At 59.7% G+C, this 14,689-nt stretch carries 12 protein-coding genes and 1 pseudogene; 11 read left to right on the forward strand and 2 right to left on the reverse strand.

All coding sequences use genetic code 11. From position 1 onward, the window contains the following. Positions 1–139 precede the first annotated feature (139 nt). The 11 genes from RHM58_RS11440 (at position 140) to RHM58_RS11490 (ending at position 12,636) form a co-directional block, all read left to right on the forward strand. Positions 140–1,273 carry a branched-chain amino acid ABC transporter substrate-binding protein gene (locus RHM58_RS11440; protein WP_201200169.1) on the forward strand — a complete coding sequence of 378 codons (1,134 nt, stop codon included), beginning with the start codon at positions 140–142 and terminating at the stop codon, positions 1,271–1,273. 268 nt (positions 1,274–1,541) lie between these two features. Then, entirely contained in the window at positions 1,542–2,456 is a 915-nt protein-coding gene (locus tag RHM58_RS11445) for an ABC transporter permease subunit (RefSeq protein ID WP_201189469.1), read from the forward strand. A 3-nt stretch (positions 2,457–2,459) separates the two neighbouring features. Then, on the forward strand, positions 2,460–3,743 hold the full coding sequence (gene livM / locus RHM58_RS11450; RefSeq protein ID WP_201200171.1) for a high-affinity branched-chain amino acid ABC transporter permease LivM: 1,284 nt from the start codon (positions 2,460–2,462) through the stop codon (positions 3,741–3,743). Further along, the gene (locus tag RHM58_RS11455) at positions 3,740–4,612 is read left to right on the forward strand and encodes an ABC transporter ATP-binding protein (RefSeq protein WP_201189466.1); all 873 of its coding nucleotides are present in this window, start codon (positions 3,740–3,742) and stop codon (positions 4,610–4,612) included. The genes livM and RHM58_RS11455 overlap by 4 nt, the downstream gene beginning before the upstream one ends. Then, positions 4,609–5,325: an ABC transporter ATP-binding protein gene (locus tag RHM58_RS11460; RefSeq protein WP_201200173.1), complete on the forward strand. Its 717-nt coding sequence runs from the start codon at positions 4,609–4,611 to the stop codon at positions 5,323–5,325. The genes RHM58_RS11455 and RHM58_RS11460 overlap by 4 nt, the downstream gene beginning before the upstream one ends. Before the next feature lie 865 nt (positions 5,326–6,190). Beyond that, a complete protein-coding gene (gene hflK, locus RHM58_RS11465; protein ID WP_322270410.1) occupies positions 6,191–7,237 on the forward strand; it encodes an FtsH protease activity modulator HflK in 1,047 nt (348 codons plus the stop codon). Then, entirely contained in the window at positions 7,234–8,115 is an 882-nt protein-coding gene (gene hflC, locus RHM58_RS11470; RefSeq protein ID WP_201255685.1) for a protease modulator HflC, read from the forward strand. The genes hflK and hflC overlap by 4 nt, the downstream gene beginning before the upstream one ends. A gap of 8 nt (positions 8,116–8,123) precedes the next feature. Continuing rightward, complete coding sequence (locus RHM58_RS11475) at positions 8,124–9,368, forward strand: NRAMP family divalent metal transporter (protein WP_322270411.1); 1,245 nt, start codon at positions 8,124–8,126, stop codon at positions 9,366–9,368. Between the two features lie 38 nt (positions 9,369–9,406). Then, positions 9,407–10,651, forward strand: coding sequence for a YjbE family putative metal transport protein (locus RHM58_RS11480; RefSeq protein ID WP_322270412.1), 1,245 nt, complete (start codon positions 9,407–9,409; stop codon positions 10,649–10,651). 104 nt (positions 10,652–10,755) lie between these two features. Continuing rightward, positions 10,756–11,526 carry an SDR family oxidoreductase gene (locus RHM58_RS11485; protein ID WP_201205114.1) on the forward strand — a complete coding sequence of 257 codons (771 nt, stop codon included), beginning with the start codon at positions 10,756–10,758 and terminating at the stop codon, positions 11,524–11,526. A gap of 204 nt (positions 11,527–11,730) precedes the next feature. Continuing rightward, positions 11,731–12,636, forward strand: a complete 906-nt coding sequence (locus tag RHM58_RS11490; RefSeq protein WP_201200175.1) for a cation diffusion facilitator family transporter — start codon at positions 11,731–11,733, stop codon at positions 12,634–12,636. 145 nt (positions 12,637–12,781) lie between these two features. Here the strand turns inward: RHM58_RS11490 and RHM58_RS11495 are convergent. Both RHM58_RS11495 and RHM58_RS11500 read right to left on the reverse strand, forming a co-directional pair. Further along, positions 12,782–13,916, reverse strand: a pseudogene (locus RHM58_RS11495) (AGE family epimerase/isomerase). A gap of 174 nt (positions 13,917–14,090) precedes the next feature. After that, entirely contained in the window at positions 14,091–14,663 is a 573-nt protein-coding gene (locus RHM58_RS11500; RefSeq protein WP_322270413.1) for a HupE/UreJ family protein, read from the reverse strand. Positions 14,664–14,689 lie beyond the last annotated feature (26 nt).

Below are 14,689 nucleotides of genomic sequence, written 5' to 3' on the forward strand. Positions count from 1 at the left end.
AATGAAAATGGGATCGAAACAGTCGAAATAACAATAAAGCAGCGACTTTTTTCAGAATAAAAAACCGATGGCACGGCCCTTGCTCTGAGCATTCAGAGAAGTCGCAGTGCCAACTAAAAAAACCTTGGAGCACCACCTCATGTCCCAGACGTTTTACAAGAAAGGCTTTCTGGCCCTCGCAGTGGCAACTGCTTTGGGTATTTCTGCGTTTGCACAAGCTGATGTGAAAATCGGTGTGGCAGGTCCAATGACTGGCGCCAACGCGGCATTTGGCTTGCAATACATGAAGGGTGCGCAGGCAGCGGCCGACGCTATCAACGCATCGGGCGGCGTCAACGGGGAAAAAATCGTACTGGTCAAGGGCGATGACGCCTGCGAACCGAAGCAGGCTGTGACGGTCGCCAAGGACCTGACCAACCAGAAGGTTGCCGGTGTAGTCGGTCACTTCTGCTCCTCATCCACCATCCCGGCTTCCGAGATCTACGACGAAGCGGGCATCATCGCGATCACTCCAGGTTCCACCAACCCACAAGTTACCGAACGCGGCCTGAGCGCCATGTTCCGTATGTGCGGGCGTGACGACCAGCAAGGCATCGTGGCCGGCGACTACATCGTCGACGTGCTCAAAGGCAAGAAAGTCGCGGTCATCCACGACAAAGACACCTACGGCCAAGGCCTGGCAGATGCCACCAAGGCTCAGTTGATCAAGCGCGGCGTGACCCCGGTGATCTACGAAGGTCTGACCCGTGGCGAAAAAGACTTCAGCGCCCTGGTCACCAAAATCCGCGCTGCTGGCGCCGACGTCGTCTACTTCGGCGGTCTGCACCCAGAGGCTGGTCCACTGGTTAAACAACTGCGTACCGAAGGCCTCAAGGACGTGAAATTCATGTCCGATGACGGCATCGTGACCGACGAATTGGTGACCACCGCTGGCGGCCCGCAATACGTCGACGGCGTGCTGATGACCTTCGGTGCCGACCCGCGCCTGCTGCCAGACAGCAAGACTGTGGTTGAGCAGTTCCGCAAGGCCGGCACTGAGCCAGAAGGCTACACCCTGTACGCCTACGCTTCGGTCCAGACCCTGGCGGCTGCTTTCAACGGCGCCAAGTCCAACAAGGGCGAAGACGCTGCCAAATGGCTGAAAGCACACCCGGTCAAAACCGTGATGGGTGAGAAGACCTGGGACGCCAAGGGCGACCTGAAAGTCTCCGACTACGTGGTTTACCAGTGGGACAAGGACGGCAAATACCACCAGCTTGAAAAACAGAAGTGATATGAACGTGTGACCGGTCTATGGCGAGGGAGCTTGCTCCCGTTGGACTGCGCAGCAGTCCTGTTGTTGGGGATGCTACGCGACCCAGCGGGAGCAAGCTCCCTCGCCACAAAAATTGTGTTCACCGTTAGTTAGCTGACTGGTATCCGCCAGAAGGCCCGTCTGTCTTTTCTCGTAGAGCTGCACGTAACCGTGTTGCACTGGCGGCTGAACCCCGGTCCGTTGCAAACCGCTTCTGTGCAGTCTCTCAAATGCGTGAGATTGCGTTATGGATGGTATTTTCCTGCAGCAACTGGTCAATGGCATGACTCTCGGGTCTGTCTATGGCCTGATCGCCATCGGCTACACAATGGTCTATGGCATCATCGGCATGATCAACTTCGCCCACGGCGAGGTTTACATGATTTCCGCTTACCTCGCGGCAATCAGTCTGGCTCTGCTGGCTTACTTCGGTATTGAATCCTTCCCTCTGCTGATGCTCGGCACACTGATCTTCACCATCGTCGTCACGGCGGTGTATGGCTGGGTCATCGAGCGTGTCGCCTACAAACCGCTGCGCAACTCCACACGACTGGCACCGCTGATCAGCGCCATCGGTATTTCGCTGATCCTGCAAAACTATGCACAGATCGCCCAGGGCGCTCGCCAACAGGGTGTTCCGACACTGCTGACCGGTGCATGGCGCGTCGACATAGGCACTGGCTTCGTCCAGCTCACCTACACCAAAATCTTCATTCTGGTCGCAGCGTTTGCCGGTATGGGCCTGCTGACCTACGTCATCAAGTACACCAAGCTCGGCCGCATGTGCCGCGCTACCCAGCAAGACCGCAAAATGGCCTCGATCCTGGGGATCAACACCGACCGGGTGATTTCCTACGTGTTCATCATCGGTGCAGCGATGGCGGCCCTGGCCGGTGTGCTGATCACCATGAACTACGGCACGTTCGACTTCTACGCAGGTTTCGTCATCGGCATCAAAGCGTTCACCGCAGCGGTACTCGGCGGGATCGGCTCACTGCCTGGCGCGATGCTCGGCGGGATCATCCTCGGGATTTCCGAGTCGTTGTTCTCGGGCCTGGTGAATTCGGACTACAAGGACGTTTTCAGCTTCTCGCTGCTGGTTCTCGTATTGGTCTTTCGGCCTCAAGGCCTGCTCGGCCGTCCTCTTGTGTCGAAGGTGTAAGCGATGTCTTCAACCACTAAAAAAACCATTGATGTCAAAAGAAGCCTGGTTGACGCGATTCTTGCCGGCCTCGTTGCCCTGATTGTGTTCGGCCCGATTGTCGGTGTAGTCCTTGAAGGCTACAGCTTCAACCTGCAGCCGACCCGTGTGGCGTGGCTGGTCGCCATCGTCATGGCTGGCCGCTTTGCCTTGAGCCTGTTCCTGCAATCGCCCCGGGGCCTGAAAATCCTCGAAGGCTTTGAAACCACCGGCTCCGGGGTTCATGTACTGCCGCCCGATTACAAATCCCGTTTGCGCTGGGTTGTGCCGCTGGTGATCGTCATTGCCGTGGTATTCCCGTTCTTCTCCAACTCGTACTTGCTGGGCGTAGTCATCCTTGGGTTGATCTACGTGCTGCTGGGCCTGGGGTTGAACATTGTGGTCGGCCTGGCTGGCCTGCTCGACCTCGGTTATGTGGCGTTCTATGCCATCGGTGCCTACGGCCTGGCGCTCGGTTATCAATACTTGGGGCTGGGTTTCTGGACGGTGCTGCCGCTGGCGGCAATCACGGCGGGGCTTGCCGGTTGCATCCTCGGTTTCCCGGTGCTGCGTCTGCACGGCGACTACCTGGCGATCGTGACGTTGGGTTTCGGTGAAATCATCCGGCTGATCCTCAACAACTGGCTGTCCCTGACTGGCGGCCCGAATGGCATGGCGGCTCCGTTGCCAACCTTCTTTGGCCTCGAATTCGGCAAAAGAGCGAAGGAAGGCGGAATACCGTTCCATGAGTTCTTCGGCATCGCCTACAACCCGGACGTGAAGTACTACTTCATCTATGCGGTGTTGTTCCTGGTCGTGCTGGCCGTGCTGTATATCAAGCATCGCCTGACCCGCATGCCAGTCGGTCGTGCTTGGGAAGCACTGCGTGAAGACGAAATCGCTTGCCGCTCCATGGGCCTGAACCATGTGCTGGTCAAGCTCTCTGCGTTCACCATCGGTGCATCGACGGCCGGTTTGGCGGGTGTGTTCTTTGCCACCTATCAAGGCTTCGTGAACCCGACCTCGTTCACCTTCTTCGAATCGGCCTTGATTCTCGCCATCGTGGTACTCGGCGGCATGGGCTCGACTATCGGCGTGGTGATTGCGGCGTTCGTGCTGACCGTCGCCCCTGAACTGCTGCGTGGCTTCGCGGAATACCGCGTGCTGTTGTTCGGCGTGTTGATGGTGTTGATGATGATCTGGCGACCACGCGGCCTGATTCGGATCAGCCGTACCGGTGTGACCCCGCGTAAAGGAGTAGCGCCATGAGCGAAGTCGTACTCTCGGTCGAGAAGCTGATGATGCACTTCGGCGGCATCAAGGCGCTGAGCGATGTCAGCCTGAAGGTCAAACGCAACTCGATCTTCGCCCTGATCGGCCCCAACGGTGCCGGCAAGACCACGGTGTTCAACTGCCTGACCGGGTTCTACAAGGCCTCGGGCGGCAAGATCGAACTCAATGTGCGTGGCGAGCAGACTAACGTCATCAAACTGTTGGGTGAGTCGTTCAAACCGGTCGATTTCGTCTCGCCGAAATCCTTCCTTAGCCGGCTGTACTACAAAATGTTCGGCGGCACCCACCTGGTGAACCGTGCCGGCCTGGCCCGCACGTTCCAGAACATTCGCCTGTTCAAGGAAATGTCGGTGCTGGAAAACCTGCTGGTGGCCCAGCACATGTGGGTCAACCGCAACATGTTGGCCGGCATCCTCAACACCAAGGGTTACCGCAAGGCCGAAAGCGATGCGCTGGACCACGCCTTCTACTGGCTGGAAGTGGTGGACCTGGTGGACTGCGCCAACCGTCTGGCTGGCGAACTGTCCTACGGGCAGCAACGTCGTCTGGAAATCGCCCGGGCCATGTGCACGCGGCCGCAGATCATCTGCCTCGACGAACCGGCCGCCGGCCTCAACCCTCAGGAAACCGAAGCGCTGAGCGCGATGATCCGGCTGCTGCGCGACGAGCACGATCTGACCGTGGTGCTGATCGAACACGACATGGGCATGGTTATGAGTATTTCCGACCACATCGTGGTTCTGGACCACGGCATCGTCATCGCCGAGGGCGGACCTGATGCGATTCGCAACGATCCGAAAGTGATTGCGGCCTACCTGGGCGCCGATGAAGAGGAGTTGGTATGAGTCAACCGATCCTCGAACTCAAGGAGCTGGACGTGTTCTACGGGCCGATCCAGGCCCTGAAGAAAGTCTCGCTGTACATCAACGAAGGCGAAACCGTCAGCCTGATTGGCTCCAACGGTGCCGGCAAGTCGACCCTGCTGATGTCGATCTTCGGCCAGCCCCGGGCGGCTGACGGGCAGATCATCTATCAGGGTGTGGACATTACCCACAAGTCGTCCCACTACATCGCGTCCCACGGCATTGCGCAGTCGCCGGAAGGCCGACGGGTGTTCCCTGACATGACCGTCGAGGAAAACCTGCTGATGGGCACCATCCCGATTGGCGACAAGTACGCCAAAGAAGACATGCAGCGCATGTTCGAGCTGTTTCCACGGCTCGAAGAGCGGCGTACCCAGCGGGCCATGACCATGTCCGGCGGCGAGCAGCAAATGCTCGCCATCGCCCGGGCATTGATGAGCCGACCCAAGTTGTTATTGCTCGATGAGCCGAGCCTGGGGCTGGCGCCGATTGTGGTGAAACAGATCTTCTCGACCCTGCGGGAACTGGCGAAGACCGGGATGACTATCTTCCTGGTCGAGCAGAACGCCAACCACGCGCTCAAGCTGTCTGACCGAGCGTACGTGATGGTCAACGGCGAGATCCGCCTCACAGGCACCGGCAAGGAGCTGCTGGTGAACGAGGAGGTGCGTAACGCCTATCTCGGCGGGCATTGATTCGCTGCTGAACTATCCACAGCCTCGACGAGCAATCGCCGGGGCTTTTTTACATCCCCAAAACACCACGAATTAATGTGGGAGTGAGCCTGTTCGCGATAGCGGCGGATCAGTCACTGCAACTTTGACTGACCTACCGCTATCGCGAGCAGGCTCACTCCCACAGGTATCGCCAACAGGTGTTTCTGTGTGCTTTCTGGAAATTGTGGAAAACAATATTCACAAGCTCTCAAACCGCGACATAAAGCCGCTGCAAATAGTTGTTTTGTCACGGTTTTGACTTGTCCCCGTTTGCTGTGGAGCTGGCTGTGAATAACGTGGGAGTAGCTGGCTGAGCGCCTTTGAAACCGTGGCTTGCAGAGTTGTGGTTGTTTTTTGATCAGTCGTTTTTGCCGGACCATGAGCCGGCGTTGTCAACCTTTTTGTTGTCAGCAAAAACGGCCGGATTCACCGTGCGCCGGCCTGTGGATAAGTCTGTGGTTAAACTCTGGAAAGACTCGGCTGAGGGCCGTCGTTACTGGCTTGGCGCCATCGTCGGATTACCCGGTGGATCGTGCAAAATGCCATGGGCTACACGGTGGGCTCTTGAGGGTCAAGCAAAAAACTTTCTGACCTGCTCGCAAAGCCTTGTGCACAGCGGCTCGCGCTGTTTTGCACTTGCCCCCAAAGACTGTGGACCGGCCTGTGGATAACGTGCGCGCACATGGCTACAAGCGAGGCCTGGCAAGGGCTGGCGGCAGGTGAGTGTTTTTTGTACAGACAAGATGAATAAATCTTCATTTTGCCGATTTTACGTTCGGATACTCTGCGCGCATCGCCCCACAGCCGGTGGGGTCTTTGTCAGTGGAAGACCTGGAGCAACTGCATGACCGATAGTCCCGCTTTTGTTCCAGAAGATGTTCCCGTAGAACCCGGCAGCCCGATGCGCCGGTGGCGTCAACGGATCGGTTACGACATGGCCGTGATGGACCTCGGAGGACGAGGCCTGGCCCTGATCGGTGGGTTGATTTTCCTGGCCTGGATCAGTTCGGGTATCTATAAGGTCCAGCCCGACGAGCAGGGCATCGTCCTGCGCTTCGGCCGCTGGCAGCAGACCGCCGAGTCCGGTTTGCACTATCACCTGCCGTTTCCCGTCGAAACCGTACTGCTGCCAAAGATTACTCAGGTCAACCAGTTGCAACTGGGCAGCGGCAGCAGCACCCAAGGCTCCGCCAGCAATGGCGCTCGCGACAAACAAATGCTGACCGGCGATGAAAACATCGTCGAGGCCGACTGCACGGTGTTCTGGCGGATAAAAGACGCGCGTTTGTACCTGTTCAAGATCAGCGATCCTGAGCGCTCGGTAAAACTTGCGGCCGAAAGTGCCTTGCGCGAAGTCATCGGACGCACGCCGATTCAGGCGGTGATGTCTGATAAACGCGCGCAAATTGCCGATGAAACCCGGGACCTGTTGCAGCAATTACTCGACCGCGAGCAGGCCGGGATTCTGATCACACAAGTACAACTGCAACGGGTCGATCCGCCACCGCAGGTGATCGATGCCTTCAACGACGTGCAACGGGCGCGCGCCGACCAGGAACGTTCCCGTAACGAAGCCGAAGCCTACGCCAATGACATCATCCCCCGTGCCCGCGGTGACGCTTCGCGCATCACCCAGGAAGCCGAGGCTTACCAGGCTCAGGTCGGGAACCTGGCCGAGGGCGAGGCCAAGCGCTTTCTTTCGGTCTACAACAGCTACGTGCAATCCAAAGACGTCACCGCCTGGCGCCTGTACATGGAAAGCATGGATGAAGTCCTGAAAAAAGCCTCCAAGGTCATTATCGATTCCTCCGGCAAGGGCATGTCCGGTGTGGTGCCTTACCTGCCGTTGAACGATGCGGGCAAATCAGCCGCCAAGGAGGTCCGCCCATGAATCGGCTGATCAAACGACTGACGATGGTCAGTGCAGTGCTCGGGCTCTGGGCGCTGGGGGCTTCGGCGTATGTGGTGGATGAATCGCAGCAGGCGCTGATTATCCGCTTCGGCGCACCCATGGGCGTGGCCGGTGAGCCGGGCTTGAAGTTCAAGGTGCCGTTCAGCGATTCGATTGTGTTCTACGACCGCCGTTTACAGACCCTGGCGTCCCCGGCCGAACAAGTCATTCTGGGCGATCAGAAGCGGATCGAGGTCGAGACCTATAGCCGTTTCCGCATCAGCGACCCGCTGCGTTTCTATCAGGCCGTGGGAACGCTGGAGCAGGCCAACGCGCAGCTGACGCAAATGGTCAGTTCCTCGCTGCGTCGAGAGCTGGGCGAGATTCCGCTGCGCTCGTTGTTATCGCCGGCGCGTCGGCAAGAAGTCGCGATCATCGAGAAAGACGTCGCCGACAAGGCCCTGTCATTGGGTATCGAGGTGACGGAGGTGCGCTTGCACCGCGCCGATCTGCCGCTGGAGGCCAGTCAGGCCATTTATGACCGGATGAAATCCGAGCGCCAACGCGAAGCCAAGGAACTGCGCGCACAAGGGTTTGAGTGGGCCCAGCAGATTCAGGCCAAGGCTGATCGCGATCGCACGGTGTTGCTCTCCGAGGTCCAGCGTCAGTCGGCGATCACCCACGGTGAAGCGGATGCGGCAGCGAACCAGATCCTCTCGGCGGCCTTCAACAAGGACCCGGAGTTTTACAAACTGTACCGCTCGTTGCAGACGTATCGCCAGGCGTTGGCCGAGAGTCAGCCGATGCTGGTGTTGACGCCTGACGCGCAATTTCTCAAGCAGTTCCAAAGCGGGCCGGTAACCACCGGCGGGCGGTAGCCCGAACCATGAGTGACCTGTCCGCTGATCCCCCGGCATTCCGACAGCGGCTGGCCCGACTGCTCGCCACCATGGGCCCGGGGCTGGTGGTGATGATGGCGGACACCGAGGCCGGCAGCGTGATTACGGCCGCACAAAGCGGTGCGCAGTGGGGCTACCGTTTGCTGTTATTGCAGTTTCTGTTGGTGCCGTTGATGTTCATGGCTCAGGAACTGACGGTCCGGCTGGGGTTGTGCACCGGCAAGGGCTATGTGGAATTGGTGCGTCAGCGCTTCGGCCGGGCGCTGGCGGCGGTCACGGCGGTGGTGTTGTTGCTTAGCTGTTTCGGTTCGCTGTTGACGCAAATGAGTGGCCTGGTCGGCGCCGGCAGTCTGTTCGGGATTCCCGGCTGGGTGATTTTGCTGACACTGGTGGTGTTCATCCTCGGCATGGTGCTGACCGGTTCGTACCGCTCGGTCGAGCGGGTGACCCTGGCGGTGGGCATGTTCGGCCTGGCCTTCGTGGTCATGGCGATCAAGTCACAACCCGACATTCCACAGCTACTGCATGACATCACCCGCATGCCGCTCAACAAACCGGATTATCTGTATCTGGTGGCCGCCAACCTGGGCACCAGCGTGATGCCGTGGACGGTGTTCTATCAGCAATCGGCACTGATCGACAAAGGCCTGGATGCTACGCATCTGCCCATAGCGCGCATTGATACGCTGGTGGGGGCGGTGTTCTGTCAGGTACTGACGGCGGCCATCGTGATCGCCGCTGCCGCTACCCTTGGCGGGCACACCGCAGGGCTGGACAGCATCGCCCAGATCGGCCAGGCCTTTGGCGCGTTGATCGGCCCGACCTGGGGTCAGTTGGTGTTTGCCATCGGCTTGGCCGGTGGTGCGCTGGTGGCAACCATCGTGGTGTGTCTGAGTGCGGTGTGGGCAGTGGGTGAAGCCTTGGGCGTGCGCCATTCGCTGGAGCAACACCCGCTGGATGCGCCCTGGTTCTACGGCCCGTTTGCGCTGTTGCTGATCGCCGGGGCGGTGCTGGTGGCGTCCGGGGTGAACCTGATCCGCTTGTCGATTGCCGTCGGGGTGCTCAATGCCTTGTTGATCCCGCTGATTTTGCTGTTGTTGTTCTTGCTCGCGCGCGGCGTTCTGCCGGCGGAGCATCGCTTGCGTGGGCGTTATGCACGGGTGGTCGCGGTTATTTTCACGCTGACGTCGGTACTCGGGTTGTATGCCGGGCTCTGCGGTTCGCTGGGATGAAGTTGTGATGACGAAGGTTCTTGTCGGGAAACCACGCGATGTTATTTGACGGTGCGCTGCATGCGCTGAGTATGATTTTTGAAGTGTTCCTGCTGGACCTGATCCTGTCCGGGGACAATGCGCTGGTGATCGCCATGGCGTGTCGCGGCTTGCCGCCGGATCAGCTCAAGCGCGCGGTCATGATCGGCACCAGCGGCGCGATTATCCTGCGGGTGCTGCTGACGACGCTGGCGGGCTGGTTGCTGCTGGTGCCGGGGCTGAAGTTGATCGGTGCCGTGCTGTTGCTGGTGATCGCGATTCGGTTGCTGATCGAGGAAGAGGCGACGGAGGAGGGCGAGCCGCCAACTGGAGCGCTGTCGACTTTGGGCGGTGCGGTGCTCACCGTGCTCACAGCCGACTTGATCATGAGCATGGACAACGTGGTCGGGTTGGCGGCGGTGGCTCAGGGCAGCGTTTTCTATCTGCTGTTGGGGTTGCTGTTGAGTGTGCCGTTGTTGATGTTCGGCAGCGTGCTGATCGCCCGGTTATTGCAGCGTCAGCCGATGCTGGTGGTGATTGGTGCGGCGTTGCTGGGGTATGTGGCGGGTGATATCGCGGTGGGCGATCCGATCGTTGTCGGCTGGATCAACACTCAGTCGCCTGCGCTCAATCAAGTGGTGCCGCTGCTGTGTGCCGCGTTCGTGGTGCTTCAGGCACGGATTATCCGGCGTCAGCGTGCCCGCTTGCCGAGGCCCAAGGTCATTCGGCGGGTGGTGATGAATGTCGAGGTGATCAATGCCCAGCCACCATCGCTGAACAGCGCTGCTGTGATAGCGCCGCAAAAGAAGATCATCGCAGCGCCAGAACCGGCGATTGAGGTGATTGCCGCCGAGCCGAGTAGCCCGGCGCCTCGCCCGTCATCACGCTTTGGAGCGTATACCGGGTGGGTGACGGTAGTGGCCGGGCTGGCGGCTATTTTTCTGGTCGGGGGTGTGTTGTACAGCGTGGTGGAGGGGATGGCCGGGGCTTTGCTGCCAACTGCGCAAAAGGATTTTGCCTACGTTTGCACCGGGGCGAGTACCACCGTTTACTACCGGCCCGGCGGTAGCTCGATTCGCATTGTGACCGGCGGCGGCGAGGCCTCGGGGTACGTCAGCTACAAGAAAATCCTTTGGCAGGACGCCGGGGTTGCCGTCAAACAATTGCACCTGACGCCGCCGAGCGAAATCGAAAAGACCAGCCCCACGGTAGTCACGCTCAGTGGTGGCAGCTTTGCGCAGATCGCCTGTACGCGTGGTCTGTAAGGTCGCTCAGCAACAGCGGGTTGCCGCTGTGCTCCGGGCCGGGCATGCTGGCTGCTGATTTTCTATTCCAATGGCTGCCGATCAGCCGAAGCAAGGAGAACACGATGTCCAACACCCTGTTTATCACCGGCGCGACTTCCGGTTTTGGCGAAGCCTGCGCCCGTCGTTTTGCCGAGGCAGGCTGGAAACTGGTGCTGACCGGCCGTCGTGAAGAGCGCCTCGACGCCCTGTGCGCCGAGTTGTCGAAGCAGACCGAGGTCCATGGTCTGGTGCTCGACGTGCGTGATCGCAAGGCCATGGAGGAGGCGATTGCCAACTTGCCGCCGTCCTTCGCCAAGTTGCGCGGGTTGATCAACAACGCCGGCCTGGCACTGGGCGTGGACCCGGCGCCCAAGTGTGATCTGGACGACTGGGACACCATGGTCGATACCAACATCAAGGGCCTGATGTACAGCACTCGCCTGCTGCTGCCACGCCTGATCGCTCACGGTCGCGGCGCCGGTATCGTCAACCTCGGCTCCATCGCCGGCAACTACCCGTACCCGGGCAGCCACGTGTATGGCGCGAGCAAGGCGTTCGTCAAACAGTTCTCCCTGAACCTGCGTTGCGATCTGCAAGGCACGGGTGTACGGGTCAGCAATATCGAGCCGGGCCTGTGCGAGAGCGAGTTCTCGCTGGTGCGCTTTGCCGGTGACCAGGAACGCTACAACGCCACCTACGCCGGTGCCGAGCCGATTCAGCCGCAAGACATCGCCGACACTATTTTCTGGGTGCTGAATGCGCCGGCGCACATCAACATCAACAGCCTGGAGCTGATGCCGGTGAGCCAGACCTGGGCGGGTTTTTCGATTGAGCGTAATGGTGGCAAGGCGTAAGACCGAGTCATCGTTTTTCGCGAGCAAGCCCGCTCCCACATTGGATTTATGGTGTGTCTGCAATCTTGGACACAACACATTTCCCCTGTGGGAGCGGGCTTGCTCGCGAAGGGGCCCGAACTGGCAAAACAGCACATAAGGTAGACTCCTCATCCAACAACCCCACCGCACCCTGCGGTTTTCAAGGTTTTTAGAGGAGGCTACGTGAGTAACCGAGGTGAGCAGTCGCTGCTCAAACAATCGACCATTCTGATGTTCGCCGTGGCGATCGCCGGGATCGTTACCGGTTTTGTTTCAGGTGCCCAATCCATCCTGTTCGATGGTTTTTTCTCGTTGATCGCGACCTTCATCAAGGTCCTGATGCTGATCACCGCCAAGTTGATCGCCAAAGAAAGTAATCACCGCTTCCAGTTCGGCTTCTGGCACCTGGAGCCGATGGTGTTGCTGATCGAAGGCAGTTTCCTGTTTCTGATCGCGATCTATGCCTTTCTCAACGGCGTGTTCGGCATCATCAATGGCGGCCGCGAGATTGAGCTCGGGCTGGTGATCATCTACGCGGCGGTGTTTACCGTCGTCGAGTTCGCGTATTTCTTCTACGTTCGTCATCGCAACCGAAAGCTCAAATCAACGCTGATCCAGTTCGACAACATCAGTTGGCTGGTGGACGCGATGCTGTCGGTGGGTTTGTTGGTGAGTTTCCTGACGGCGCTGTTGCTCAAGTCCCAGGGTTATGGGCAGTGGGCGGTCTACGTCGACCCGCTGATTCTGATTCTGCTGGCGCTGAGCATGTTGGCGCCGGCGTTCAAGATCCTGCGCCCGGCGCTACGTGATGTACTGGGCATTGCCCCGGATCAACTGGACGACAAAGTGCGCCAGGTGATGGACGCGGCCAAGGTCGAGCATGGTTTCGACGACTACATCTCCTACGTGCAAAAGCACGGACGGGCGCGGTTTATCGAGATTCATGTGGTGTTGCCGGCGGATTACCGACTGGAGAACGTTGGGCAACTGGATGTATTGCGCGAGGAGATTTCCGCGAAGTTGGGCAAGGCGGATGCGGCGCGCTGGCTGACGATCAGTTTTACCGGGGATCGGAAGTGGATTGCGTGATGGATCGGTGATCTATGGGGAGGGGGTATTTACCTGTGGCGAAGGCGCTTGCTCCCGTTCGGGTGCGCAGCAGCCGCCTGCGATGTGCCCGAAAAAATGAGGGTCTGCTGCGCAGCCCAGCGGGAGCAAGCTCCCTCGCCACAAGTCAGCTCAGGTAATCAACTAGTCCGCGATAACAGGTCGCCAAGTGATACGGCGTGGTCGACGGCATGTCCTTGCGGCTGACTTCACCCTCCTCATCACGACACTCATACCAACCCCCGCATGCAGGAAACGCTGCTGCAACGCCTGCAATTGGCGCAGTACCGCCGCTTCGCTGTCCGGCCGCAAGGTCAGGGCGCGCAGGTATTCGGCCTGCGCCCAGATGCGTTGAGTGCTGTCGCGAGGACGACGGGGGTCGCTCTCCAGATCGAGCATGGCTCGAACGGCGCCATTGTGTTCGACCACGCCCAACTGCTCGGTGTAGCTGAACGCCCGGCTCAGGGAGCGATGCAGTTTGCTGTCTCGCAGCAACGAAGAAGACTCCAGCAGGAAGTACCACTCGAACTGATGGCCCGGTTCGAACCAGTTATCCACAGCCCCCAGAGGTTTTTCCATCAAAACGCCTTCCTGCGGGACGACGAATTTCTTCTGCATCCCGGCACACAGCGCTAGCAAGCGTTGCTGCACGGCGATGTCTTCACGCACTGACAGGGTTGCGAGAAACGCTTCGGCCAAATGCATCAGCGGGTTCTGCAGCGGTCCGGTCTTGAGCGAAGACCAGTCACGGTCCAGGCACGCTTCGTACAGACCGTCGTCCGTGGCGAAGCGTTGGGCCACGACTTCCAGTGCCGCGTTGAGCACCGATTCCACCAGTGGCTCGCGAACCTTGTCCCAGTAATGGGCGCAGGCGAACAGGATGAACGCGTGGGTGTAGAGGTCTTTGCGCTGATCCAGCGGCGCGCCTTGCGGGTCGATGCTGTAGAACCAGCCGCCGTGCTCGGCATCGTGAAAATGCTGCTGCAAGGAACGGAACAGCGCCGCCGCCCGGACTTCGGCCTCCGGCACCTGGCCGATCAGGCTCGAAAAAGATACAGCTGACGGGCGCAGGCCATGGCGCGATAGCGCTGCGGTGGCAGCGGTTGATGCTCAGCGTCCAGCGCCTCATAGGGCAACGCCATGTCGGTGTTCCAGCCGGGGCCTTGCCAGAGCGGCACGATGACGTCCTGGAAATGCTGTTGCACCGAGGCGAACAGGGCGGTCAATTCAGGCTGGGAGGCAGAGCGGGAAGCATGCGGCATTGGCTGGCGTCGTCACGGCAGGGGCGATTGCGCGACATGTTAGCAGAGAGGCCGGCCCTAGAGAGCCGGTGTCTGTCAGGCCGCCATCGCGAGCAAGCTCGCTCCCACAGGGGAACGCATTCCAATGTGGGAGCGAGCTTGCTCGCGATGAGGCCAGAACTGGCAATAATGAATTCAGCCCGCCAACAACCAAACTCCGGTCGCTGCCGAAGCCGCCCCGACCACCCGAACCAACGGCGCCGCAGCCTGAGGCAACACGCGAACCATCGCATAACCGGCCGCATGCAACGCCGCCGTCGCTGCTACAAACCCGGCGGCATACGCCCAAGGGCTCGACATGTCCGGCAGTTCCAGGCCATGTGCCACGCCATGAAACAGCGCAAACAACGCCGTCGCACCGACCGCAACCGCCAACGGCGGACGCACCGCCAACGCCACCGCCAGGCCCAGCGCCAACACCGACGCCGCAATCCCGCTTTCCAATGCCGGCAGGTTCAGCCCTTCAAAACCGAGCAAGCCGCCGATCAGCATAGTGCCGACGAACGTGCATGGCAGCGCCCAGCGCGCCGCGCCTTTCTGCTGCGCCGCCCACAAACCCACCGCGACCATCGCCAGCAGGTGATCGATGCCGCTTATCGGGTGGCTGATGCCCGCGATCAAACCGTTATCACCATGACCTGGGTGGGCGAAGGCGATGGCCGGGGTCAGCAGCAGGGCCAGGGTGCCCAGAATGCGTTTCAGTGTCATGGATAAGCTTCCTTGTTGATAAAAAT

The sequence above is a fragment of the Pseudomonas sp. 10S4 genome (genome assembly GCF_034344865.1).
Classification (GTDB): domain Bacteria; phylum Pseudomonadota; class Gammaproteobacteria; order Pseudomonadales; family Pseudomonadaceae; genus Aquipseudomonas.

What these genes read in the sequence shown, in the direction of transcription:
- RHM58_RS11475 (WP_322270411.1), top strand. Translation starts at nt 8,124, where the DNA reads ATGAGTGACCTGTCCGCTGATCCCCCGGCATTCCGACAGCGGCTGGCC.
- RHM58_RS11460 (WP_201200173.1), top strand. Translation starts at nt 4,609, where the DNA reads ATGAGTCAACCGATCCTCGAACTCAAGGAGCTGGACGTGTTCTACGGG.
- RHM58_RS11500 (WP_322270413.1), bottom strand. Translation starts at nt 14,663, where the DNA reads ATGACACTGAAACGCATTCTGGGCACCCTGGCCCTGCTGCTGACCCCG.
- hflC (WP_201255685.1), top strand. Translation starts at nt 7,234, where the DNA reads ATGAATCGGCTGATCAAACGACTGACGATGGTCAGTGCAGTGCTCGGG.
- RHM58_RS11455 (WP_201189466.1), top strand. Translation starts at nt 3,740, where the DNA reads ATGAGCGAAGTCGTACTCTCGGTCGAGAAGCTGATGATGCACTTCGGC.
- livM (WP_201200171.1), top strand. Translation starts at nt 2,460, where the DNA reads ATGTCTTCAACCACTAAAAAAACCATTGATGTCAAAAGAAGCCTGGTT.
- RHM58_RS11440 (WP_201200169.1), top strand. Translation starts at nt 140, where the DNA reads ATGTCCCAGACGTTTTACAAGAAAGGCTTTCTGGCCCTCGCAGTGGCA.
- RHM58_RS11485 (WP_201205114.1), top strand. Translation starts at nt 10,756, where the DNA reads ATGTCCAACACCCTGTTTATCACCGGCGCGACTTCCGGTTTTGGCGAA.
- RHM58_RS11445 (WP_201189469.1), top strand. Translation starts at nt 1,542, where the DNA reads ATGGATGGTATTTTCCTGCAGCAACTGGTCAATGGCATGACTCTCGGG.
- hflK (WP_322270410.1), top strand. Translation starts at nt 6,191, where the DNA reads ATGACCGATAGTCCCGCTTTTGTTCCAGAAGATGTTCCCGTAGAACCC.
- RHM58_RS11480 (WP_322270412.1), top strand. Translation starts at nt 9,407, where the DNA reads ATGTTATTTGACGGTGCGCTGCATGCGCTGAGTATGATTTTTGAAGTG.